This is a genomic window from Pyxidicoccus trucidator (assembly GCF_010894435.1).
Classification (GTDB): Bacteria; Myxococcota; Myxococcia; order Myxococcales; family Myxococcaceae; genus Myxococcus; species Myxococcus trucidator.
In genome coordinates this window covers 278227-299503 of the sequence record NZ_JAAIXZ010000008.1, presented here as the reverse complement: position 1 = coordinate 299503, position 21277 = coordinate 278227, and the positions used below count along the sequence as shown (strand labels likewise).

The window sequence follows — 21277 nt, the reverse complement described above, 5'->3', positions numbered from 1 at the left end:
GTCAGCGCCCTCCGAAGTCGGCGAGCGCGCGCACGCCGAGGTTGGCGACCTCCAGCAGCCGGCCGGTGATGCCGGGCCGGGGCATGTGGACGAGCGTCATGGACACGTCGATGACGTCCCGCCGGCTCGCGGAGGAGGTGAAGCTGAGCGACTGGACCTGCAGGTCCGTGCGCACCGTCATGCTGGTGATGAGGACCAGGCCCCCCGCGGCGCCGCCGGTGAGGCTCTCCACCAGCGAGCCCCGGCGGCTGGACTCGGCGAGCAGCTCCAGCTCGAACTTCTGGCGGAAGCGCTCGGGGCCCACCAGCAGGCCGGACAGCGTGAGGGTGTCGTCGTGGGTGCCCACGGCGGTGCGCAGCCCCGACGAGGCCAGCGGCGGCAGGTGGTACGACTGGCTGAGCGTCACCGTGCTCACCGCGTAGAGCGGCAGGGTGACGAGCCCATCGGACAGGATGGCGGACGGTGGAACGTCATCATGGATGAAGCTCGTGCCGCTCATGCTCACCTCCCTGTCCGCTCACGCACGAGCTGCTCCAGCTGCCGGGCCAGCTTCTCCATCACCAGCTCCGAGATGGCATTGACGTCCACGGTGCCCACGCGCTGCACCACGTTGATCTCCACCGGGAAGTGGTAGTGCACCCCGTCCGCCAGTTGCTGGACGAGCGGGGGCTGCTCCGCTTCCGCGGTGACGGGCGTCGGAGCGAGGGCGGGCTGCCCGGGTACTGGAGCCATTCACGACCTCCCTAGGGGATTTCCACCCCGGCACCCTGCTTCGGCTCCATGCTCGCCTGGAGGCTGAAGCCGGAGAACGTGGCCGCCGGAGCGCCGGAGACGGTGGCGTTGGACGGCGACGCGCTGGTGATGAGGCACTCGCGCAGCACCACCCGCTTGAAGGACCAGTCCGTGCCCGAGTGCTCGTGCAGGGTGATGTCGAAGCGCTTGCCCGACATGGCCAGCGCGGTGAGCTGCGCGGCCACGTCTCCAATGGCCTTCACGTTCATGGAGAACGTAATCCCGCTGGGCGTGAAGATGGCCCCCACGTGGGTGCGCTCGATGGAGTGGTGTACCTCCGCATTCAGGCTGAACGTCGGCGTGAAGGAGTCAATCGGGGTGATGTCCACGCGCTTGCCGTCCTCGTCCACGTAGGTGACGGCGAGGCGCGTCCTCCAGTCCACGGGCTTTTCCATCGGCTCGTTCCTCTCTTCTCAATCTCGTGGGGCACTTTCAGAACTTGGGCTGGAGCGTCACGCGCAGCCGGTGCACGGCCGGGCCGTAGGTGACGCTCACCACCATGTCCACGCTGCGGTTGGCGCGCGCGGTGGTGACGATGTTGTTGTCCGCGGACGTGCGCGCGCTCTCCGGAATCGCGAGCACGTCCAGCACGGGGATGGAGACGCTGAACTCGTCGATGACGGCCCCGCGCTTGAGCGGCCCGAGGATGCCCTCCACGGTGGACTTGATGAGGGTGAGGCCCGCGCGGCTGATGCGCGCCTCGCCCACCAGCCCCACCAGCCCGGCCTTGAGCCGGAAGTCGATGTCGTCCAGCGTGCGCACCAGGTCCACGTAGAGCTGGGTGGCGTCGCTGGTGAAGGTGCGGCCCTCGCCGAAGTAGAAGCCCCCGCCGACGATGAGCGCCGGCTGGATGATGGGGATGATTTCCTTCTCGGACAGGCCCTTGATTTCGGTGGAGCTGAACTGCGCCTCCACGGGGATGGAGATGCCGCGCACCCGCTTGAGGAGGATGGAGGTGGAGGGCGCGAAGCCCGCCATGGCCGCCATGGCCGCGGTGGCCACGTCCGCCGGGCCGCTGCCGTCCGCCACCGCGCCACGGGCCGCCACCAGCACCATGCGGCTGCTGCTGGAGCGCAGGGGCTCGCGGGGCGTCGTCACGTCGGCCACGTAGGTGGGCGTGCGCGCGGTGAGGGGGTCCACCATGGCCACGCCGATGCGCTTCTGCCCGGCGGCCGAGTTGTTCTCCGCGTGCGTCTTCAGCAGCCCCAGGGTGGCGACGGCGGTGACGCTCGCCAGCGACACGAAGTTGACGTCATCCGCGCCGTTGAGGCTGTCCAGCGCCGCCTGGTACTCCGCGTCGGTGCCGGTGCCGCCCACCTTGACGCCGTAGATGCGGGACGGCTTGGGGTCCTGCAGGAGCGCCAGCGTGAGCGACTTCGTCAGCGGGGTGCCGGCGCCGAACAGGGCCGTGGCATCGGCCAGCGTGTCCACCTGCCGGGGGGAGTTTGCCGCCGCGGTGCCCGTGGCGGCGATGCCCACCACGGCGATGACTCCGGGTGAGCGCTGCGCCACGGGCTGGAGCGCCGACGTGTCGATGACCACGTCGATGAATGGATAGGCTGCGACCACTGGGGGCATACATCCCTCCTCTCGCGTTAGCTGTTGGCGGGCGTGACGACCAGCCCGATTCCCTCACGTGCCAGCCACACGCCCGCGGTGGTGCGGCGGCGCTGGCGGCGGGTCGCGGTGTCCAGGCCGGGGTCCTCGCCCCCGGGCCAGCCCGCGTCATCGAACGTCGTGTCCGGCACCACCCAGATGACGACCAGCGCGTGGCGCTCCTCGGACCTGGGAGTCTTCGGCCGCTCCACCCCGAGCTGCTCCAGGTGCTCGCGCACCCGCTTGCTGTCGGCGAGCAACTGCGCCACGGACAGCGGCGCGCCCCGGATGAGGAGCGCCGCGGCCACGGACAGGGCCCGGGGCGAGGCCGTCTCGGCGCCGGGCGCGGAGAAGCCCAGCTGGAAGGTCCCCGTGGCCGTCTGCCCCCGCATGCGCGCCAGCAGCTCGCCCACGGACGCGGTGCCCGTCCGCGCGAGCCACTCGTCCAGCCAGGCTTCGGAGAGCGCCTCGGGCTGGCGGAAGCCGGCGCGCAGGCGGGCGAGGAACCGCGAGCGGCGCTCCGCCTCCAGCACCGCCGGAGACTCCGGCAGCGCGCCGAGCGCGGCGACAATCGCGGCGTCGATGCCCTCGGTGTCGGGCCAGCGGCTGACGACGTGGTTGAGGGTGGCCGTGGCCAGCGAGGCCCGGGCGATGATGGCGCCACGCCAGAGCGCATCCACCCGCACGCTGTCCGCGCCCAGGCCTTCGAGCGTGAAGCGCGCCTCGTGTCGCTCCAGGTACGTGGAGGGTCCCCAGGCGCCTTCCACGAGGGCGCGGCGGGGCACGGACAGGCCGATGAAGAACTGCTCGAAGACAGGGCTGTAGGGACCGCCGAGCGTCATCGCCTCCGCGTCGTAGGCGGCGAAGAGCACCTGCTCGAGGGACGTCTGGTCGAACAGCGCGGCCCGAGAGGCCTCCGCCGCCAGACGTACGAGCGTGTAGTCGACGTAATCCACCACGCACCCCCCGTGAAGACGTCACGCCGAATGCCTTCTAATGTCAACCAATCATTGCGTTTGTTGACTGGCCATCGGGTCCAACCAGACTTCCACGTCACGGTGGAGCTGCAGGAAGGACGCGGGGCAGCGCGGTGTCACGGGCCCGCGCACCATGGCGGACACCGCCCCCGCCTTACCTTCACCGAACGCGAGCAGCACCACGCGCCGCGCCTGGAGGATGGCGGCCATGCCCAGGGTGAGGGCCTCCAGGGGCACCCGTGTCGCGTCATCTCCGAAGAGGGCGGCATTGGCCTGTCGCGTCTCGCGTCCCAGCCGCACGCGGTGGCAGGGCGCCAGCAGGCTGTCTCCGGGCTCGTTGAAGGCGATGTGTCCATTGCCGCCGATGCCCAGCAGTACGAGGTCCAGCCCTCCCGCGGCGGCCAGCTCCGCGTCGTAGCGGGCGCACTCAGCGTCCGCGTCCTGCGCGCTGCCGTCGAGGAAGTGGATGTGCTCGCGCGGCAGGTTGACGTGCTGGAAGAAGTGCCGCTCCATGTACGAGCGGAAGCTGCCCGCGTCGTCGGGTGGGATTCCGAAGAACTCGTCCAGGTTGAAGGTGCTGGCGCGCGACAGGTCCAGCGCGCCGCGCGAGGCCAGGGCCACCAGCTCCCGGTAGACGTTGAGCGGCGTGCGGCCCGTGGGCAGTCCCAGCACGGCTGAGGGCCGCGCCCTCACGGCCTCGGCGAGGTGGGCCGCGCAGGCGGAGGCGGCATCCTGCTCGGAGTCGAAGACGCGGAGTTTCAAGGAAGAGGGCCCATGCGAAGAGAGGGCGCGCGAGCATAGGGAGGCCCGGCGGGCACGCGAGCCCGGAGTGGCCGCGCCGTTCACTTCAAGGCGGCGGAAGCGCTCCCACGTCCAGGAGCGGAGGGTTGACCCGCTTCGAGCCCATTCCCCGGGCGGTGTCCCCGTCCGGCCCGGGCCAGGGGGCTGTCGGCCTCCCTGCTGGCCCGGGCGAAGTGGGCGGGCGGTTCATCGGCCGCTTCGAGACGAGGCCACCCTCTCCAGGCGGGCTGTCCGGCCGTGTTCTGGGAGGGACGAAAGGTCCCCCGGTGAGCGCCCGGGCTCACATGAGGGGTTCCGTCCGGCCCGAGGCGCGATAGAACATTCCCATATGAAAGTCGCCGTACTCACTGGTGGGGGTGACTGCCCCGGTCTCAACGCCGTCATCCGCGCCGTCGTCCGCCGTGCCGCCGAGCACGGCTTCGAGATGATGGGCCTCCGGGATGGCTGGAAGGGGTTGCTGGAGGACAACCACTTCCGCCTCACGCGTGAAACAACCTCGGGCATCCTCCACCGCGGAGGCACCATCCTTGGTACCTCGCGCGTCAACCCCTTCAAGGTGGAGAACGGGCTGGAGCGCGTGAAGCGCGCCGTGGAGCGCAACGGCATCCACGCCATCATCGCCATCGGCGGCGAGGGCACGCTGTCCGCCGCCACGCGCATGTCCCAGGAGGGGCTGCGCATCGTCGGCGTGCCGAAGACCATCGACAACGACATCAACGCCACGGACTTCACCTTCGGGTTCGACACGGCGGTGGAAATCGCGACGGAGGCCATCGACCGGCTGCACTCCACCGCCGAGTCCCACAAGCGCGTCATCGTCTGCGAGGTGATGGGGCGGCACGTGGGCTGGATTGCCACCTACGCGGGCATCGCCGGCGGCGCGGACGTCATCCTGGTGCCGGAGATTCCGGCGGACCTGCCGAACGTGGCCGAGCACATCCAGCGCCGCCACGCGGGTGGGCGCACCTTCTCCATCGTCGTGGTGGCGGAGGGCACGCGCATCAAGACGTCCCCGGACCAGAGCGAGCACCTGGTCACCACCGGGGCGCTGGACGAGGCGGGCCGGCCGCGCCTGGGCGGCGTGGGCAACATCGTCGCGCAGGAAATCGAGCGGCGCACCGGCTTCGAGACGCGCGTGTCGGTGCTGGGCCACATCCAGCGCGGCGGCGCGCCCACGCCGCATGACCGGGTGCTGGCCACGCGCTACGGCGTCCACGCCTGCGACATGGTGGCCCGGGGCGAGTTCGGGAAGATGGCCGCGCTCAAGGGCAACGACATCATCTCCGTGGACCTGGCGGACGCCACCCGCGAGCTGAAGAAGGTGCCCAAGGAGTTCTTCGAGGTGGCGCAGGTGTTCTTCGGCTGACGCCGCGCGGTATGAGGCGGCGCCCCTGAAACAGGGGCCCGTCGTTCCGGTAGCATCGGTGCCCTTCCCCTCACGACACAGGGATGGTGCCGATGCTCGCCGGACGGATGATGGACTTCCCGCTCACGCTGACCCACCTGCTCGAGCGCGCGCGCACGTACTACCCGCGCTCGGAGATTGTCAGCCGCAACCCCGACAAGTCGCTGCACCGCTACACGTACGCGGACTTCTACAAGCGCACGTGCCGGCTGGCGAACGCGCTGACGCGGCTGGGGGTGAAGGCTGACGACAGGGTGGCCACGCTGAGCTGGAACCACTACCGGCACCTGGAGCTGTACTTCGGCGTGCCCGCCATGGGCGCGGTGGTGCACACGCTGAACCTGCGCCTGCACCCGAACGATTTGGGCTACATCGCCCGGCACGCGGAGGACACGGTGCTGGTGGTGGACCGCTCGCTGCTGCCGCTGTTCGAGAAGTTCGCGGACGCGGTGCCCGGAATCCGCCACGTCATCGTGGTGCCGGACGCCGGGCCGGCGCCGGAGGGGAAGCTGGACTACGAGAAGCTGCTGGCGGCGGAGTCGGACGCGTTCGACTTTCCGAAGCTGGATGAGAACACGGCGGCGATGCTCTGCTACACGTCGGGGACGACGGGCAACCCGAAGGGCGTGCTGTACAGCCACCGCTCCATCGTCACGCACACGCTGGTGTGTTGTCTGCCGGATGCGACGGGCATGCGCGAGGCGGACACGGTGCTGCCGGTGGTGCCCATGTTCCACGCGGCGGCGTGGGGCCTGCCCTTCGACGCCATCCTCACGGGGGCGAAGCTGGTGTTTCCGGGGCCGCACCTGGACCCGCAGTCGCTGGTGGAGCTGATGGCGGAGACGAAGGTGACGGTGGCGGGCGGCGTGCCCACCATCTGGCTGGGCATCCTGGCGATGCTGGACGCGGCGCCGAAGCAGTGGGACTTGAGTTCCATCCGCTCCATGTTGATTGGAGGCTCGGCGGCGCCGCCGTCGCTGATTGACGGCTTCAAGCAGCGGCACGGGCTGGAGGTGGTGCACGCCTGGGGCATGACGGAGATGAGCCCCGTGGGGACGATGGCGAAGCTGAAGGGCGAGCTGAGGAGCGCGAGCCCGGACGCGCAGCTCGGAGCGCGGGCGTCGCAGGGCTTCGCGCTGCCCTTCGTGGAGACGCGGGTGACGAGCGACGAGGGGAAGCAGCTCCCGTGGGACGGGGAGACGATGGGCGAGCTGGAGGTGCGGGGGCCGTGGGTGGCGGCCTCGTACTTCGGCGGCGAGGGCCCGGACCGCTTCACGGCGGACGGCTGGTTCAAGACGGGCGACGTGGTGACGCTCGACAAGGACGGCTACGTGCGCATCTGCGACCGGAGCAAGGACGTCATCAAGTCGGGCGGCGAGTGGATTTCGTCGGTGGCGCTGGAGAACGCGCTGATGGCGCACCCGGCGGTGCTGGAGGCGGCGGTGTTCGCCGGCAGGCACCCGAAGTGGGACGAGCGCCCGCTGGCGGCGGTGGTGCTGAAGCCGGGGCAGACGGCCACGAAGGAGGAGCTGGCGGCCCACCTGGCGAAGCAATTCACGAAGTTCTGGATGCCGGATGACTACCTGTTCCTGCAGCAGATTCCGCGCACGTCCACGGGCAAGTTCCTCAAGACGAAGCTCCGCGAGGAGCACGGCGAGCACCTGGTGAAGAACCCCGTGGCGAGCTCGGCGGGGTAGCGCCGTCTCCGAGCCCGGCCCTCGAAACTCCCGGGGCCGGGCTCCACTGCGTGAGCCTCCCGCTCAGTGGCGGCGGTGACGGCTACCCGCAGATGTCGTCAATCAGCGACAGGCAGGCGCTGACGAACTGCTGGAGCGTGCACTGGCCATTCTGGGTGCAGACGGCATCCCCGGTGCCCGGCTCCGAGCACCACTGGAGCGTCACCCAGCAGCCGTCGGCGTTGACGGTCCGCTCACCGTCGATGGCCTGGGCGCTCACCAGGTTCTCTCCCGTGGCATCCCGAATCGTCACGAGGCTCCCGTCCGCACGGGTGGCGACGTAACGAGGCCCCTGCGTTGCCTCCGCCTCGACGGGCTGGGCGTCCTCCGGACCGCAACCCGCGAGCAGCCCCAGCGCCAGCCCCGCCGCCACAACCAACGATAGCGTCTTCATGTTGTTCTCCAGGGTGATGGAGCCCACCGGCCGGACTCCGCAGCCTATGTGCAACCATTCGCGGGGCCTTCGCTATCGTGGAGAGCCACTTCGTGGATTGTGGCTATACGGTTGTGTGGTCAGTTGTTACAGCATCTCAGTATCGATACGGCCACATCGGCATGTCACCGCCGACGCTGAAACCTTCCATGGCCCACGGATGCTCCCGGAAGGTGAATCGTTGAATGCTCAGCGTTTCGCCCACTCCCGGCCGAGCAGGCTTCAACGAGGCGGCCAGGAACTCTGACTGCAACCGGAGCGGCGTCAGACGCGGAGGGCGTTCGCCTACGAGAAGGTGGAGTGGCTCTCAGGGTAGACTGCCGGGCGTGAGCGACACCGTGGCCGGGCTGCTTGAGCGCGCGAGGGAGGCCTTCGAGCGCCATGCGTACGCGGAGGTGCTCCAGCGGCTACTGGAGGCCTGGGAGAAGACGCACGCCGAGCGTATCGCCCTACTCGCCGAGCAGCTATCCGAGCTGGCCGACGCCGGAGACGCCCCGCACGTGGGCCGGCTCGGCCAGTCGCGAAAATTCGAAGCGCTCGCGAAGAATGCGGGCCCCGAGGACGCACGGAGCGTGGCCCGCGCGCTCGACGCGCTCCTGGGCGGGCCCGCCGACCCCCGGCTCATCCCCGCGCTGCTGCAGCTCGCGGCACTGCCCATCGCCCAGGTGCCGGGGGTCGGCCGCCGGCTCCTCAATGTCCTGGGCCATGTGAAGGACCCGCGCACCCTCGACCCACTGCGTGCGGTGCACGCGAGCTTGCCTCGTGGAAGCCCGCTTGAGTTCAAGCTCGAAACCGTCATCGAGTTCCTCGCCGAGCAGCCTGTACCGACGCTGGAGGCGGAGGCCTCCGCCCTGTGTGGGGAGTTGGAGGAGGCCATCGCGAGGCGTGCGGAAATCCTGGCCTGGAGCAGAGGGCTTCGGGAGGCACTCCTGGCCCGCGTCCTCGACTCCCCGGACGATGACGGTGCACGGCTGGTGCTGGCGGACCACCTGCTCGAGCTGGGGGACCCGCAGGGAGAGCTCATCTCCCTGCAGTGCGCTCCTCGGCCTGACGAAACGCGTATCGAAGAGGTGCTCAAGGAGCACCGGGCCACGTGGGAGGGCATGCTGGGCCCCGGCGTCGTGCCGGGGGATACCTGGTTCGAGCGCGGCTTCCCGCATGCCGTCCGGATGATGGTGCAGCCCTGGCAGCGCCTGCCGCCACCCGGGCCCTTCTGGCGCACCATGCGGGAGATGGATTGGTGCTGGACGGGGGCCGACGAGGCCGCGGACTGGCTCGCGCACCCACACCTGAGCGGCGTCACGGTGCTGTGGCAGGTGCCTCCCGACATGGCCAGCAGACTGGGCCAATATCCGCTGCCGGTGCGCAGGCTCGAGCTGTGCGTCGGCCCCCATCGCGAGCCGGAGGGGCTGTTCCGCTCACTGGCTTCGTTGCCGCACCTGGTCCACCTCGAGCTCGTGTGCAGCCAGCGGGGGGATGAAGTGCTGCTGTGCGCAGACTCTCCGCTGGCCCCGCGCCTGGAGCGTTTCGATGTCTTGAGCCCGGATAGCTGGTCGCTCACGGCGGTGCCCTCGGCGGAAGTGCCTGTCGAGGCCACCGTGGTGAACGATACGGGTGCGGTGCGCCTCATGCGGGTCTTGAGCCAGATGACGTGCTTCGGCACCCGGGCGCTCCGCATCCACTCGCGGTACCGCCTCGACGAGGACCTCGTGCGCCAGATGAGGGGGGCCACGCTCGCCTACGAGCGCGTCGAGTGGAACATGCCCCCTGGCTGACGCCGCCATCCCGAGCCCATTCCCGTCCGAGCAGCGCGTACTGGAACCCATCGCCCCAGGCGCCCTTGAAGCAGGTGTTGCACCCAGCTACGTCGTGGACTCGCTCCGCCGCTTTCGCCGCGAGCCGCTGTGCAGCGGCAACATCGGCTCGGACAGCGTTGCCAGTGCATCCACGAAGAGCCGGACCTTTGCCGGAAGATTCAGCCGGCTCGGGTAGACGACGTGGATGGCCCGCAGCATCGCGGGCCGGGGCCCGAAGAGGACCTTCAGTCGGCCATCACGGACTGCGTCCCGGCAGAGGATGGCCGGGACGCGTGCAATGCCGACCCCGGCGATTGCCGCCTCGCATGCGAGCTCGAGGTCATTCACGGTCAGGACCGGCTCGATTCGAGACGTCACCCCCTCCGCCTTCCACAGCTCGAACGCACTGAAGCCAATGCAGCGCGCGGAGCGGAGCTCCCTGGCGCTCGGCGTGCCGTACTTCGACAGGAAGCGGGGGCTCGCCACGAAATGGACCGGACCCTCGCCGAGCTTTCGCGCCACGAGCGATGAGTCATCGAGCGGGCCGATGTGAATCGCGACATCCAGCCCCTCTTCGAGGAGGTGGACATGGCGGTCTGCCAGCACCAGCTCCACCCGCGCCCGGGGATGGCGGGCGAGGTACTCCGAAATCACGGGTGTCAGGTAGCGCCGCCCGTAGAGCACCGGCGAGGAGACCCGCAGCAGGCCGACTGGCTCCGCCTGCCGCTGCTGCACTTCACTGTTCGCCTCGTCGATCTGCGCGGCGATGGCGGCGCAGCGCTCGTAGTACGTCGCCCCGGGCCCGGTGACCCGCAGGCGCCGCGTCGTTCGCTCCAGGAGCCGCACCCCGAGCCGCTCCTCCAGCTTGCTGATGCGCTCGCTGATGGTCTGCTTGGTGATGCCGAGCTGGCGCGCTGCCCGGGTGAAGCTCTCCTCACGAACGACGGCGGCGAAGAGCATCATGTCGGCGGGGGAAATCATGACCGTCAAGCATAGCCTGACAATGAGTTCGCCTGGAGCCGGATTGTCCGGGCCCCCTGGCCGCCGCATGGTGCCGCCTCCCGCCACCCTCAGGAGCGCACACATGAAGCTCTACTTTGCCCCTCGAACCCGAGCGACCCGTGCCCGATGGCTGCTGGAGGAGCTCGGAGTGCCCTACGAGCTGGTCAAGCTCGACCTTGCTCGGCAGGAGAACAGCACCCCTGCCTACCTGGCGGTGCATCCGCTGGGCGAAGTCCCCGCCCTGGTGGATGGGGACGTCACGCTGCTCGAGTCCCTGGCCATCTGCCTCCATCTGGCCGACCGGTTCCCGGAAAAGCACCTGGCGCCGCTGCCAGGCTCCGCGGAGCGCGGCCCGTATTACCAATGGATGACCTTCGCCGAGATGAGCCTCGAACCCGTGGTGATGGAGTTCTACCGGCACGCGCAGTTGTCCGAGGAGAAGAAGGCCGACGCGCACTCGGAGGAAGCGCTCGCGAAGCACAGGACCCGCCTCGGGGCCGTGCTCGACGTCATCAACGAGGGCCTCAGCGGTCGAGAGTTCCTCGTTGGAGGGGCGTTCACCGCCGCCGATGTGGTGATGGCGTCCATCCTCCACCTGGCAAACACGCTCAGGCTGCTCGACGGGCAGCCCAGGCTGGTGGAGTACGTCAAGCGCCACACTCAACGTCCGGCTGTGCGGAAGGCCGTCTCGGGGTGAGGCCCGGGGGCGGCAGGCCCCCGACCTGAGTCACCGCTGAGCGGCTCGCGCCCACTCCCGGCCGAGCAGCGCGTACTGGAACTCATCGCCCCACGCGCCCTTGAAGAAGACGTTCTCGATGAAGTGCCCCTCGCGCCGCATGCCCACGTGCTCCAGCACCCTGGCGGCGGCGGTGTTCTTCGCGTCCGTCACGCCGATGACCCGGTGCATGCGCAGCGTGCCAAACGCATAGCCCAGCAACGCCCGCACGGCCTCCGTGCCCAGGCCCTGTCCCTGGTACTTCCGGGACAGCGTGAAGCCAATCTCGCCCAGGCGCGTGTCGTACTCGTCCACCCGCAGCGCGCAGTCCCCCACCAGCGCGTCCGTGTCCTTCAGCGCGATGGCGAACTGGAACCAGCCCACCTCGCCGGGCTGGCGGCCCTGCATCATCTCGATGAGCTGGCGTCCGCGCTGCGCGTCGTAGTCGCTCCAGCTCTGATACCGCGCCACCTCGGGGTCACCGCGGTAGGCCACCAGCGCGTCCAGGTCCTCCGCGCGCAGTCGCCTCAACACGAGCCTCGGGGTCTCCACCCTGCCGAACACCGGTAGCGCCATGGTCGTCCTCCACGCAAACCCACTTCCACGCCTCAGCCACCGGCCCCCTGACACCGAGACTTCCACGGGTGCGTCCTCGCGCGGAGCAACCCCTCAGAGAATCTCCTCGACGTGCCGGCGGATGTTCTCGCTGATGCGCTCGGTGGGCAGGTCGTTGGCGTCGGTGCCGAAGGGGTTCTCGATTTCCTCCGCGATGAGCTCCATCGACGCGAGGACGTAGAAGACGAAGGCCATCGCCGGGATGACGAAGTAGCCCAGGCTGAAGGCCAGGGCGAAGGGCAGCGTCATCACATAGAAGAAGATGAACTTCTTCAGGAACACCGAGTACGAGAACGGAATCGGCGTGTTGAGGATGCGCTCACAGGCCCCGCAGATGTCGGTGAACGACTGGAGCTCCGGGTTCACGGACAGCAACTGCTCTCCCGTGAGCACGCCCTGTCTCTGCAGCGCGTACACCTTGCGCAGCAGGACGGAGGCTATCTGGTTGGGCACGTGCCTGGCCGCATCCAGGTGCTGCGCCCCCAGGTCCCCCGCCGCGACGAAGTCCTCCGGTCGGAACTGTCCCCGGAGGTGGTTCTTCAGGGCGAAGGCGTAGTTGGGAATCATCGCCCGGAACAGCCGGCGGCTCTCGCCGTCCTCCTCGGGAAGGAGGGCGCTCAGCTTCAGCGCGAGGTTCCGGCTGTTGTTCACCAGGGAGCCCCAGAGCTTCCGCCCCTCCCACCAGCGGTCGTAGGCGCTGTTCGAGCGGAAGGCCAGGAGCAGGGAGATGACGAACCCCAGCAGGCTGTGCAGCACGGAGATGTTCTTGACGCGGCTGTCGTCTGCCAGCTCCCAGACTTCGGACTCCAGCCAGGCCACCAGCCCCGAGTACACGCAGATGGCGACAATCATCGGAAACAGCTTCCGGACGGTGTCCGCCTTGTGGAACCGGAAGATGAAGGTGAACCAGTCCTTCGGGTTGTAATCAATCATGGCCGTGGAGGTGCGTCATACCAGGGCCGCGCGCACCTCGGGTGGCCCCGCGCTAGCGTGCGGCGAGGCCGCGCTCGGACAGGAAGTCCAACAGCGCCTGACGGAGCTGTCCCACCCCGGGCTCCTCCACCGGGAAGTGGCCGGCGTTCTCCAGCAGCACCAGCCGCTTCGGCACCCGCAGGCGCTCGAAGAAGGGCCGTGACACCGAGACGTGCGTCCACCGGTCTTCGGCCGGGTGGGTCAGCAGGACGGGGCACGCGTCGAAGGCCTCGGGCGGAACGAGGGGCTCGGACTCGAGGAACGTGCGCAGGAAGCGCCCCGGCATCCACGTCCCTCCCGCGCGCGGGTCCGCGGCAATGGCGCGCGCGAGCGCCGCGGAGTTGGCAATGGCGAGCATGTTGCCCGCCAACCGCATGGGCACCGGCAGCGAGTCCGTGAGCATGGGCAGCGCCGTCAGCATCGGCCCCGCGAGGCCCGCCATCCAGGGCCAGCGCACCATGCGGCGGCGCACCTCTGGCTCTCTCGGGGCCAGGAAGCAGGTCGCCACCAGCCCGGCGGGGATGCGCGTCCGCGCCGTCACGTCATAAGCGAGCATGCCTCCCATGCTCGCGCCGAACACCACGAGCGGGCGCCGTGAGCGGCCCGCCTCCACCTCCAGCAGCGAGGCCAGGGTGTCCCGCCAGTCGTCATAGACGAGCGAGCGCTTGTCCTTCACACGCGTCAACCCGTAGCCGGGCAGGTCCGGGGCCAGGACTTCGTACCCGAGCGCGGCGAGCATCGCTCCGAAGGGCGCGAGCAGCCGCCCATTGCCCCCGCCTCCATGGACGAGCACGACGGTGGCGGGCGCGTCCGGCCGGCGCCAGCAGTCCAGGTGGACGCGGAAGGGCCCCAGGTCGAGCCACTCCTCCTCCGGCATCGGCGCCTCCGCCCCGCCGAGCCTGAGGCCCGGTGGCAGCAGTTCCTGGATGCGGCGCCAGCCCGACTCATGGGTGGCATACGTCGGGAGGGGCTCATCGGGGCGGGACATGACGACTTCCTTACGGCTCCGACACCAGGGGCGGCAAGGACCCACGTCCCGGGTTAACGTCACCGCACCATGCCGTCCGTGAAGCAACTTCGCCCGTTCGCCCTGGCAACCCTGGAGGCCTTCCTGGAGGCCTCCGGTCCCGTGGTCCTCGTCCAGCAGCCACCCGAGCCCGTCTTCCAGCAGGTGGCGATGCGGCTGGGCGAGGCCCGCACCGTGGGCATGGCCCACCGCAGCCGGTTGGTGGACCGGCTGTTCGTCATGCTGCGCGGCTTCGATGCCCTGGAGGTGCACTTCCTCCGCCCCGACGTGGACGGGCAGCAGTTCACCGTCGGGCGCGTCGAGGGGTGCTCGCTGGTGGTGCCGGACCCGTCCGTGTCCAAGCACCACGCGACGCTGCGCTGGCACGCCGAGGCCCATGACTGCTCCGTGCGGGACGCGGGCTCCATGAATGGCACCTGGGTCAACGCCCAGGCGCTGGGCCCGGAGCAGGAGCGGATGCTCAACGACGGCGACGCCCTGTCCTTCGGCGACGCCCAGTTCCTCTACCTGCGCACGGAGACGCTGCACGCACACCTGCGCATGGCCAGCCCCAGCCGCATGTGACGGCGGCCGGGAATGCCCTTCCCGCGCCGGGAGTATGAGGAAGGGTCCGCAGGGCGTGGGGCCGGGCGAGGGCCCGGCTTCCCGACTGGCCACCGCCCCCCTTCGACCGTTCATGGCTCCAGCGCTCCCACCCGGTGCCTTCATGCGGCGCGGCCGGCCGTCCCCCGCTATGACTGCTCCCTTCACACGCCAGGGAGCACCGTAGATGGCCAGGCTGCTGCTTCTCCTTCTGTTCAACGTGGGCGCGTGGGCCCTGCTGCGTTCACTCTGGCCCGGCCTGCTTCGCGGGTGGCGGCAGAAGGCGTTCATCGCCGCGGCGCTCCTGTCGCTCGCCATCTGGGGCCTCCCGCTGGTGGTCGTCCACCAGTCCGGGCTGCCTACGGGCAATGCGGCCGTCCGAATCATCGCCGCGGCCTGGTCCCTCACCGTCGTCATGGTGGTGCTCTTCGGCGCACCGGTGGCGCTCGTGCGTGCCTGGGTGGAGCGCCGTGCCGCCAGGACGCCGGCCGCCTCCACGACGCTGGCGACGAGCCCCTCCGCGAACAGTGGCGTGGACCTGGGCCGGCGGAAGCTGCTGACGAACGTGGGCCGCGCGGTGCCGGTGCTGGCGGCGGGGACGAGCTCGGTGGGGTTCGCCAGCGGCGCCTCCCAGTTCACCGTGCGCCCGGTGGAGGTGCGGCTGCCCGGCCTGCCCGCGGCGCTGGACGGCTTCCGCATCGGCCAGATTACCGACGTCCACGTGGGCACGTTCATCGACACCCAGTACCTGCACGACGCCGTGAAGGCGATGAACGACGCGAAGGTGGACCTCCAGGTGATGACGGGCGACCTCATCGACGACCTGGACCAGCTCGACGGCACCATGGCCGCGCTGTCCGAGTGCAAGGCGCGCCACGGCATGCTCGCCGTGCTCGGCAACCACGAGCACTGGCGCGGGCTGGGCGCCATCCGCCGCGCCTACGCCGACGTGGAGGCGCGCGGCGGCCCGGTGCGCCTGCTGGTGGACGCGTCCCACGCCTTCGAGCACGCCGGGCAGCGCGTGCGCGTGGTGGGCGTGGACTACCCCATGTCCGGCCGGAGCCACCGCGTGAAGGCCGAGCGCATGCTCCAGTCCGCGGAGCAGTCCTTCAAGGACGCCTCGCCGGACGACGTGCTGCTGTGCCTGTCGCACCACCCGGACTTCTTCCCGCTCGCGGCCGAGCGCGGCGCGCGGCTGACGCTCGCCGGGCACACGCACGGCGGTCAGGTGGCCTTCCTCGGCATGCCGGCCTTCTGGTTCGCCTTCAAGTACATGCTGGGCCGCTACCGCCAGGGCGACCACCAGCTCTACGTGTCCGGCGGCACCGGACACTGGCTGCCCTTCCGCCTGGGCGTGCCCACCGAGGTGACGGTGCTCACCCTGCGCGCGACGTAGCGGCTACCAGGCACCACCGGAGTTGGGGCCGGGGCCGGGCTGCTGCCCGTACGTCTTGAACTTGTCGATGACGCGCGCCATCTCCGCGCCGTCGAGGACGACGGGCTCGCCCACCTGGAGCGCCCGCCAGTACATGGCGGCGAGCGTCTCCACCTCCACCGCCAGCTTGAAGGCGCCGGCCAGGTCCGCCCCCAGCGAGAGCATGCCGTGGTTGGCCAGCAGGCACGCCTTGCGGCCCTCCAGCGCGGCCAGCGCGCCCCGCGCCAGCTCCTCCGTGCCGAAGGTGGCGTAGGGCGCGCAGCGCACGTCCGAGCCTCCCGCCGCCGAAATCATGTAGTGGAAGGCGGGGATGCCGCGGCGCAGGCACGCCAGCGTGGTGCAGAACATGGAGTGCGCGTGCAGCACCGCCCCCGCCTCCGGCCGCGCGGCCAGGATGTCGCGGTGGAGCTGCCACTCCGAGGACGGCCGCCGCCGCCCCTCGTGGCTCCCGTCGAAGCGCATGAGGACGAGGTCGTCCGGCACCAGCGCGTCGTAGTCCATGCCGGTGGGCGTCAGCAGGAAGCCGCCCTCCACGCGCACGCTCAGGTTGCCGGACGTGCCCTGGTTGAGCCCCGCGGCGTTCATCTTCCGGGCAGTGGCAATCATCGCCTCTCGGAGGGCCACGCTCACGCCGTCCTACCCCGCCGCTCGGGGAAGAGGGACAGCAGGCCCTCCTGCGAGGCCGGGCACACACCGCGCTCGGTGACGAGCGCCGTCACCAGCCGCGCTGGCGTCACGTCGAAGGCGTAGTTGGCCGCGGGACTGCCCTCGGGCGTAATCCGCACCGTGGCCACTTCACCCGAGCGCAGGCGCCCGGTGACGTCGCTCAGCTCGGCGCCGTCGCGCTGTTCAATGGGGATGTCCCGCACGCCGTCCTTCAGCGTCCAGTCGATGGTGGGCGACGGCAGCGCCACGTAGAAGGGCACGCCGTTGTCCTTCGCGGCCAGCGCCTTGAGGTAGGTGCCAATCTTGTTCGCCACGTCGCCGTGCGCGGTGGTGCGGTCCGTGCCGGTGATGCACAGGTCCACCTCGCCGTGCTGCATGAGGTGGCCCCCCACGTTGTCGGCGATGACGGTGTGCGGGACGCCGTGCTGTCCCAGCTCCCACGCCGTGAGCAGGGCGCCCTGGTTGCGCGGGCGCGTCTCGTCCACCCAGACGTGGACGGGGATGCCCGCGTCGTGCGCGAGGTAGACGGGCGACAGCGCCGTGCCCCAGTCCACCGTGGCCAGCCAGCCCGCGTTGCAGTGGGTGAGGACGTTGAGCCGGCCCTGGCGCCCCTTCTTCTCCCATGCCGCCTGGAAGAGCTTCAGCCCGTGCCCGCCGATGGCGCGGTTGATGTCCACGTCCTCGTCGCTGAGCTCCTGCGCACGGCGGAGCGCGGCGGCCCCCCGCTCGGAGGGCGGCAGCGGGGCCAGGACGCGGCCCATCTCATCCAGCGCCCAGTGCAGGTTGACGGCGGTGGGACGCGTGCCGCGCAGCACGGTGAGGGCCTTCTCCAGGGCCGCGTCGGACGCGTCCGCGCGCATGGCCAGCCAGACACCGTAGGCCGCGGTGGCGCCGATGAGCGGGGCACCTCGCACGAGCATGGCGCGGATGGCGTGGGCGGCCTCGTCCAGGGTGGAGAGGCGCACCGTGACGAAGGCGTGCGGCAGGCGGGTCTGGTCGATGACACCGGCGGCCTGGCCGTCGGGCTCGAGCCAGATGGAGCGCATCGGCTGGCCGTGGACCTTCATTTGCCCAGCACCCGTCCGGCCACGGCGGACAGCTTCTCCAGCAGCGCGGCGTCGCGCACCTCGGGCGCCGTAATCAGCGCGTGGTCCAGCGCGCGCTGGCAGCCCTTCTCGCAGGGGCCGGCATGAGCGCCGAGCAGCGGCACCACGTTCTTCACCAGCCCGCGCGCCTTGCCGGCGTTGCCCAGCAGCACGGAGACAACCTGGTCCACGGTGACGGCGTCATGGTCCGGGTGCCAGCAGTCGAAGTCCGTCACCATGGCCACCGTCGCGTAACAAATCTCCGCCTCACGGGCGAGCTTGGCCTCGGGCATGTTCGTCATGCCGATGACGTCGCAGCCCCAGCTCCGGTACATCCGGCTCTCCGCGAGCGTGGAGAACTGCGGCCCCTCCATGACGAGGTACGTGCCACCGCGCTTCATCGTGACGCCCAGGCCCTCGCAGGCGGCCACCAGCGCGTCGCCCAGGCGCGAGCACACCGGCTTCGCCATGGACACGTGGGCCACCATGCCGGTGCCGAAGAAGCTCTTCTCGCGGGCGAAGGTCCGGTCGATGAACTGGTCCGTCACCACGAAGGTGCCGGGAGGCAGGTCCTCGCGCAGGCTGCCCACGGCGGACAGCGACAACAAATCTGTCACGCCGCTGCGCTTGAGCGCGTCGATGTTCGCCCGGTAGTTGATGTCCGACGGCGCCACGCGGTGGCCCCGGCCATGACGGGGCAGGAAGACGACGCGGTGCCCCTCCAGCGTGCCGAAGCACAGCTCGTCCGAGGGCTCTCCGAAGGGCGAGGCCACCTTCTTCCAGGTGACGTCCTTCAGACCTTCAATCTGGTACAGGCCGCTGCCGCCGAGGATGCCGATGACGGGCGTAGGGGTGTTTGACATGGGGGACTCCCGGCTCAGGGGTTGAAGGCGGACGGGTCCAGCGTGGCGAAACCGTGAAACGTGGGGTGGCCATGCCCGGCGGGGATGACAGTCTCGCCCCTGTCCAGACAGGCCGTGTGCAGGCCGGCCGAGCGGGCGGCATCCAATTCCGCCACGCTGTCCGACAGGAAGAGCACCTGCGCGGGTGGCAGAGCCAGCTCCCGGGCGATTCGCGCGTAGGAGGGGCTTTCCACCTTGGGGCCGGTGGTGGTGTCGAAGTAGCCGGAGAAGAGGGGCGTCAAATCCCCCCAGGCCGTGTGGCCGAAGACGAGCTTCTGCGCGGCGATTGAGCCCGAGGAGTAGATGTACAGACGAAAGCCCCGCGAATGCCAGGCGCGCAGGCCGTCCACGGCGTCGGGGTAGACGTGCCCCCGCAGCTCGCCGCGCGCGTAGCCCTGCTCCCAGATGAGCCCCTGCAGCACCTTGAGGGGCGTGGCCTTCCTGTCCTCATCCATCCACTGGCGCAGGAGCGCCACGGTGTCCGCGTCGGACAGGCCCGGGGAGCCCGCGAGCGCGCGGGCGCCGTCCAGGCACTCACGCACCGGGGGCGAGTCCCGGTGGTCGGCGACGAAGCCGTCCAGGTTGCGCTTCGCGAAGGGGAACAGCACGTCCTTCACGAAGGCGATGGAGCTGGTGGTTCCTTCAATGTCAGTGACGACCGCGCGCACGCCGCTCATGGCTCGTAACGGGGGAAGCGGTCGGCGATGGCGTCTCCGGTGAAGCTGCCCACCCAGCCGTCCGGACGGATGAAGAAGCGGATGGCGGCGAACTCGGGGCGGGGGCCCATGTCGAACCAGTGGCGCATGCCCTCGGGCACGCTGATGAGGTCTCCGCGGGTGCAGACCACCTGGTACACCTTGTCCCCGGCGCGCAGGTAGAAGCAGCCGCTGCCCTCCACCATGACGCGAGACTCGTCCTCGGAGTGGGTGTGCTCGGAGAGGAACTTGAGGCGGGCCTGGGCGGCATTGGGGGCGTCCGGCTTGATTCGCGCGACGTCCACGGTGTTGTAGCCGTGCTTCGCCTTCTCCGCGTCCACCACGTGCTGGTAGGCGGCGAGCACGTCGTCCTGGCCGGCGCCGTCCGGCAGGGGAATGGAGGCGTCCACGCGCTCGAAGCGCACGCCGATGGCGGCCAGCTCGCGGCGGATGGCGTCGAAGTCGGTGAACGTGTCCAGCGGCGCGTCCGGCCGGGTGGCGGGGTAGAGGGTCAGTTGGCTCATCGTCGCACCTTCATCATTTCGAGCTCGTACGTCAGCAGGTGTTCCAGGGCCACCGTGTGGCGCCGGGCCTCGGCCATGGAGCGGCCCCAGGCGTACAGGCCGTGTCCGGCGATGAGGTAGCCCACGCACTCGGGGCGCAGGGCCAGCGCCTCCGACACGCGCGCGGCGAGCCGGGGGACGTCCTGGTCATTGGGGAAGATGGGAATGGAGACCGTCGTCTCATGGGTGCGGTTGTCGCCCAGGGCCTTGAGCAATTCGAAGTCCCGCAGCAGCAACTCCCCTTCCGCCTGGCGCAGGTGGGACAGGAGCGCGGAGACGACGGAGTGCGTGTGCAGCACGGCGGCGACCTGGGGGCGCTCGCGGTACAGGTGCAGGTGCAGCGGCGTCTCCGCCGAGGCGCCGGGCGGCGGCGGGGCGTGGACGTCCAGAGCGAGGACGTCGGCCTCGGTGAGCTCACCCTTGTCCACGCCCGAGCGGGTGACGGCGGCATGGCGTGCGTCGAGCCGGCGCGAGAAGTTGCCGCTGGTGGCGGGGACGAAGTTGCGCACGCTGAGGAAGCGGCCCACCTCGACGATTTCGCGGGCGGCCTCGGCCAGGGCGGTGGCGGTGGCGGTGGCGGTAAGGGTGGGGGCGGCTGCCGGAGCGCTCATCCGTACTCTCTTGGAGGGCTCCCCGGAAGACGGGAGCGGGGAGGTTTTCCGAGGAGCCGAAGCGTAGGGGCCGGGCCCTCCCGACGCAAGCGGGCGGGGCGTCGTGCCCGGGCGCGCCCCCTGGCCTGAAGACGCCGTCAGCGGGCCTCCACTTCACGGAACTTCACGCCTCCCAGCTCCAACCGCGTCACCGTCTCCTTGAAGCGCTCGGACACGATGATGGAGAACTCCTCGCGGAGTCGGAAGACGTCCAGGTCCGCTGGCAGGGACGCAGCATCCAGGACGAGCGGTGAGAGGTACCGGATGTCCGCATAGCCACACGTGGGACATGGGGGCTTGCTCTTCGGGGACACACAGTCCGAGTGGGGCAGCCCCTGGAACTCCAGCTGCACATCCAGCAGTTCGGGAGGACTCTTGCCGCGAAAGCGCACGAGTGTCGGGCAGGCGCGCTCCAGCCCGCGCAGGCCCGCGTCCTGTAATTGAACCCGCGCCTCGCTGCGGATCAGCAGCGCGCTGGAGTAGAACACGAAGAGAGGACCGAAATGGCCCGAGCCCTTCCCTGTCAAGGGACCCAGATGCGCTCCCGCCTCCAGGCGGGCCCCTGGTGGCACAAAGGCACGCACCAACTCGGTCAACCGACTGAGTTCCTCCCGAGGAACAGGCCATGGATCGGACAGCTTCTTGAGCTCGGCTGCGGGCAGCGAGGTCAGGTCCGCGCAGGGATGGTTCAGCGCTCCGATGCCACCGCCGGTACGGCACGTCGGGCATAGCTCCACTCCGGGCAATCCCCATTTGTATTTGCCGTTGATGTCACCGGAATAGGGCGGCGCGGTGTCCGCTTCGATTGCGTAGAACCTCACAAGGATTTCCC

At 69.9% G+C, this 21277-nt stretch carries 24 protein-coding genes; 6 read left to right on the top strand and 18 right to left on the bottom strand.

Going from position 1 to position 21277, the window contains the following annotated elements:
* Position 1: 1 nt before the first annotated feature.
* From G4D85_RS23595 to nagB, 6 genes are read right to left on the bottom strand one after another with little or no spacing between them, the layout of a single operon-like run.
* Positions 2-499: a hypothetical protein gene (locus G4D85_RS23595; RefSeq protein ID WP_164015756.1), complete on the bottom strand. Its 498-nt coding sequence runs from the start codon at positions 497-499 to the stop codon at positions 2-4.
* Positions 500-501: 2 nt separating this feature from the next.
* Positions 502-732: a hypothetical protein gene (locus G4D85_RS23590; RefSeq protein ID WP_164015753.1), complete on the bottom strand. Its 231-nt coding sequence runs from the start codon at positions 730-732 to the stop codon at positions 502-504.
* 11 nt (positions 733-743) lie between these two features.
* On the bottom strand, positions 744-1187 hold the full coding sequence (locus G4D85_RS23585) for a hypothetical protein (protein ID WP_205525668.1): 444 nt from the start codon (positions 1185-1187) through the stop codon (positions 744-746).
* A gap of 37 nt (positions 1188-1224) precedes the next feature.
* Positions 1225-2370: a hypothetical protein gene (locus tag G4D85_RS23580; protein ID WP_164015751.1), complete on the bottom strand. Its 1146-nt coding sequence runs from the start codon at positions 2368-2370 to the stop codon at positions 1225-1227.
* 17 nt (positions 2371-2387) lie between these two features.
* Positions 2388-3347 carry a hypothetical protein gene (locus G4D85_RS23575; protein ID WP_164015748.1) on the bottom strand — a complete coding sequence of 320 codons (960 nt, stop codon included), beginning with the start codon at positions 3345-3347 and terminating at the stop codon, positions 2388-2390.
* A gap of 48 nt (positions 3348-3395) precedes the next feature.
* Complete coding sequence (gene nagB / locus G4D85_RS23570; protein ID WP_164015746.1) at positions 3396-4127, bottom strand: glucosamine-6-phosphate deaminase; 732 nt, start codon at positions 4125-4127, stop codon at positions 3396-3398.
* Positions 4128-4494: 367 nt separating this feature from the next.
* Between nagB and G4D85_RS23565 the strand changes: the two genes are divergently transcribed.
* Complete coding sequence (locus G4D85_RS23565; RefSeq protein WP_164015743.1) at positions 4495-5532, top strand: 6-phosphofructokinase; 1038 nt, start codon at positions 4495-4497, stop codon at positions 5530-5532.
* A 92-nt stretch (positions 5533-5624) separates the two neighbouring features.
* Positions 5625-7268, top strand: a complete 1644-nt coding sequence (locus G4D85_RS23560) for a long-chain-fatty-acid--CoA ligase (protein ID WP_164016098.1) — start codon at positions 5625-5627, stop codon at positions 7266-7268.
* Positions 7269-7350: 82 nt separating this feature from the next.
* Here the strand turns inward: G4D85_RS23560 and G4D85_RS23555 are convergent, their stop codons facing one another.
* A complete protein-coding gene (locus G4D85_RS23555) occupies positions 7351-7701 on the bottom strand; it encodes a hypothetical protein (protein WP_164015740.1) in 351 nt (116 codons plus the stop codon).
* A gap of 365 nt (positions 7702-8066) precedes the next feature.
* Here G4D85_RS23555 and G4D85_RS23550 point away from each other — a divergent pair, with 365 nt between their 5' ends.
* Positions 8067-9515: a TIGR02996 domain-containing protein gene (locus G4D85_RS23550; protein ID WP_164015737.1), complete on the top strand. Its 1449-nt coding sequence runs from the start codon at positions 8067-8069 to the stop codon at positions 9513-9515.
* Positions 9516-9602: 87 nt separating this feature from the next.
* Here the strand turns inward: G4D85_RS23550 and G4D85_RS23545 are convergent, their stop codons facing one another.
* A complete protein-coding gene (locus G4D85_RS23545; protein WP_164015735.1) occupies positions 9603-10517 on the bottom strand; it encodes a LysR family transcriptional regulator in 915 nt (304 codons plus the stop codon).
* Between the two features lie 103 nt (positions 10518-10620).
* Here G4D85_RS23545 and G4D85_RS23540 point away from each other — a divergent pair, with 103 nt between their 5' ends.
* The gene (locus G4D85_RS23540; protein WP_164015732.1) at positions 10621-11235 is read left to right on the top strand and encodes a glutathione S-transferase family protein; all 615 of its coding nucleotides are present in this window, start codon (positions 10621-10623) and stop codon (positions 11233-11235) included.
* A gap of 30 nt (positions 11236-11265) precedes the next feature.
* Here the strand turns inward: G4D85_RS23540 and G4D85_RS23535 are convergent, their stop codons facing one another.
* From G4D85_RS23535 to G4D85_RS23525, 3 genes are all read right to left on the bottom strand, one after another.
* The gene (locus G4D85_RS23535; RefSeq protein WP_164015730.1) at positions 11266-11829 is read right to left on the bottom strand and encodes a GNAT family N-acetyltransferase; all 564 of its coding nucleotides are present in this window, start codon (positions 11827-11829) and stop codon (positions 11266-11268) included.
* Positions 11830-11922: 93 nt separating this feature from the next.
* On the bottom strand, positions 11923-12801 hold the full coding sequence (locus tag G4D85_RS23530) for a bestrophin family protein (RefSeq protein WP_164015728.1): 879 nt from the start codon (positions 12799-12801) through the stop codon (positions 11923-11925).
* Positions 12802-12853: 52 nt separating this feature from the next.
* Positions 12854-13828: an alpha/beta hydrolase gene (locus G4D85_RS23525; protein ID WP_164015725.1), complete on the bottom strand. Its 975-nt coding sequence runs from the start codon at positions 13826-13828 to the stop codon at positions 12854-12856.
* A gap of 69 nt (positions 13829-13897) precedes the next feature.
* Between G4D85_RS23525 and G4D85_RS23520 the strand changes: the two genes are divergently transcribed.
* Positions 13898-14431, top strand: coding sequence for an FHA domain-containing protein (locus G4D85_RS23520; RefSeq protein ID WP_164015723.1), 534 nt, complete (start codon positions 13898-13900; stop codon positions 14429-14431).
* A 205-nt stretch (positions 14432-14636) separates the two neighbouring features.
* Positions 14637-15845 (top strand): metallophosphoesterase, encoded by a 1209-nt coding sequence (locus G4D85_RS23515; RefSeq protein WP_164015720.1) that lies wholly within the window; start codon positions 14637-14639, stop codon positions 15843-15845.
* Positions 15846-15848: 3 nt separating this feature from the next.
* Here the strand turns inward: G4D85_RS23515 and G4D85_RS23510 are convergent, their stop codons facing one another.
* The 7 genes from G4D85_RS23510 to sitI6 all read right to left on the bottom strand — a co-directional run bounded on the left by G4D85_RS23510 (position 15849) and on the right by sitI6 (position 21266).
* A complete protein-coding gene (locus G4D85_RS23510) occupies positions 15849-16490 on the bottom strand; it encodes a class II aldolase/adducin family protein (RefSeq protein ID WP_164016096.1) in 642 nt (213 codons plus the stop codon).
* Between the two features lie 20 nt (positions 16491-16510).
* Complete coding sequence (gene mtnA, locus G4D85_RS23505) at positions 16511-17617, bottom strand: S-methyl-5-thioribose-1-phosphate isomerase (RefSeq protein ID WP_164015718.1); 1107 nt, start codon at positions 17615-17617, stop codon at positions 16511-16513.
* Positions 17614-18498: an S-methyl-5'-thioadenosine phosphorylase gene (locus tag G4D85_RS23500; protein ID WP_164015716.1), complete on the bottom strand. Its 885-nt coding sequence runs from the start codon at positions 18496-18498 to the stop codon at positions 17614-17616. Before G4D85_RS23500 ends, mtnA begins: the two co-directional genes overlap by 4 nt.
* 14 nt (positions 18499-18512) lie before the next feature.
* A complete protein-coding gene (mtnC, locus tag G4D85_RS23495; protein ID WP_164015713.1) occupies positions 18513-19214 on the bottom strand; it encodes an acireductone synthase in 702 nt (233 codons plus the stop codon).
* Positions 19211-19756 carry a 1,2-dihydroxy-3-keto-5-methylthiopentene dioxygenase gene (locus G4D85_RS23490; RefSeq protein ID WP_164015710.1) on the bottom strand — a complete coding sequence of 182 codons (546 nt, stop codon included), beginning with the start codon at positions 19754-19756 and terminating at the stop codon, positions 19211-19213. Before G4D85_RS23490 ends, mtnC begins: the two co-directional genes overlap by 4 nt.
* Positions 19753-20406: a methylthioribulose 1-phosphate dehydratase gene (locus G4D85_RS23485; protein WP_164015708.1), complete on the bottom strand. Its 654-nt coding sequence runs from the start codon at positions 20404-20406 to the stop codon at positions 19753-19755. The genes G4D85_RS23490 and G4D85_RS23485 overlap by 4 nt, the downstream gene beginning before the upstream one ends.
* Positions 20407-20543: 137 nt before the next feature.
* The gene (gene sitI6 / locus G4D85_RS23480; protein ID WP_164015705.1) at positions 20544-21266 is read right to left on the bottom strand and encodes a SitI6 family double-CXXCG motif immunity protein; all 723 of its coding nucleotides are present in this window, start codon (positions 21264-21266) and stop codon (positions 20544-20546) included.
* Positions 21267-21277: the final 11 nt, after the last annotated feature.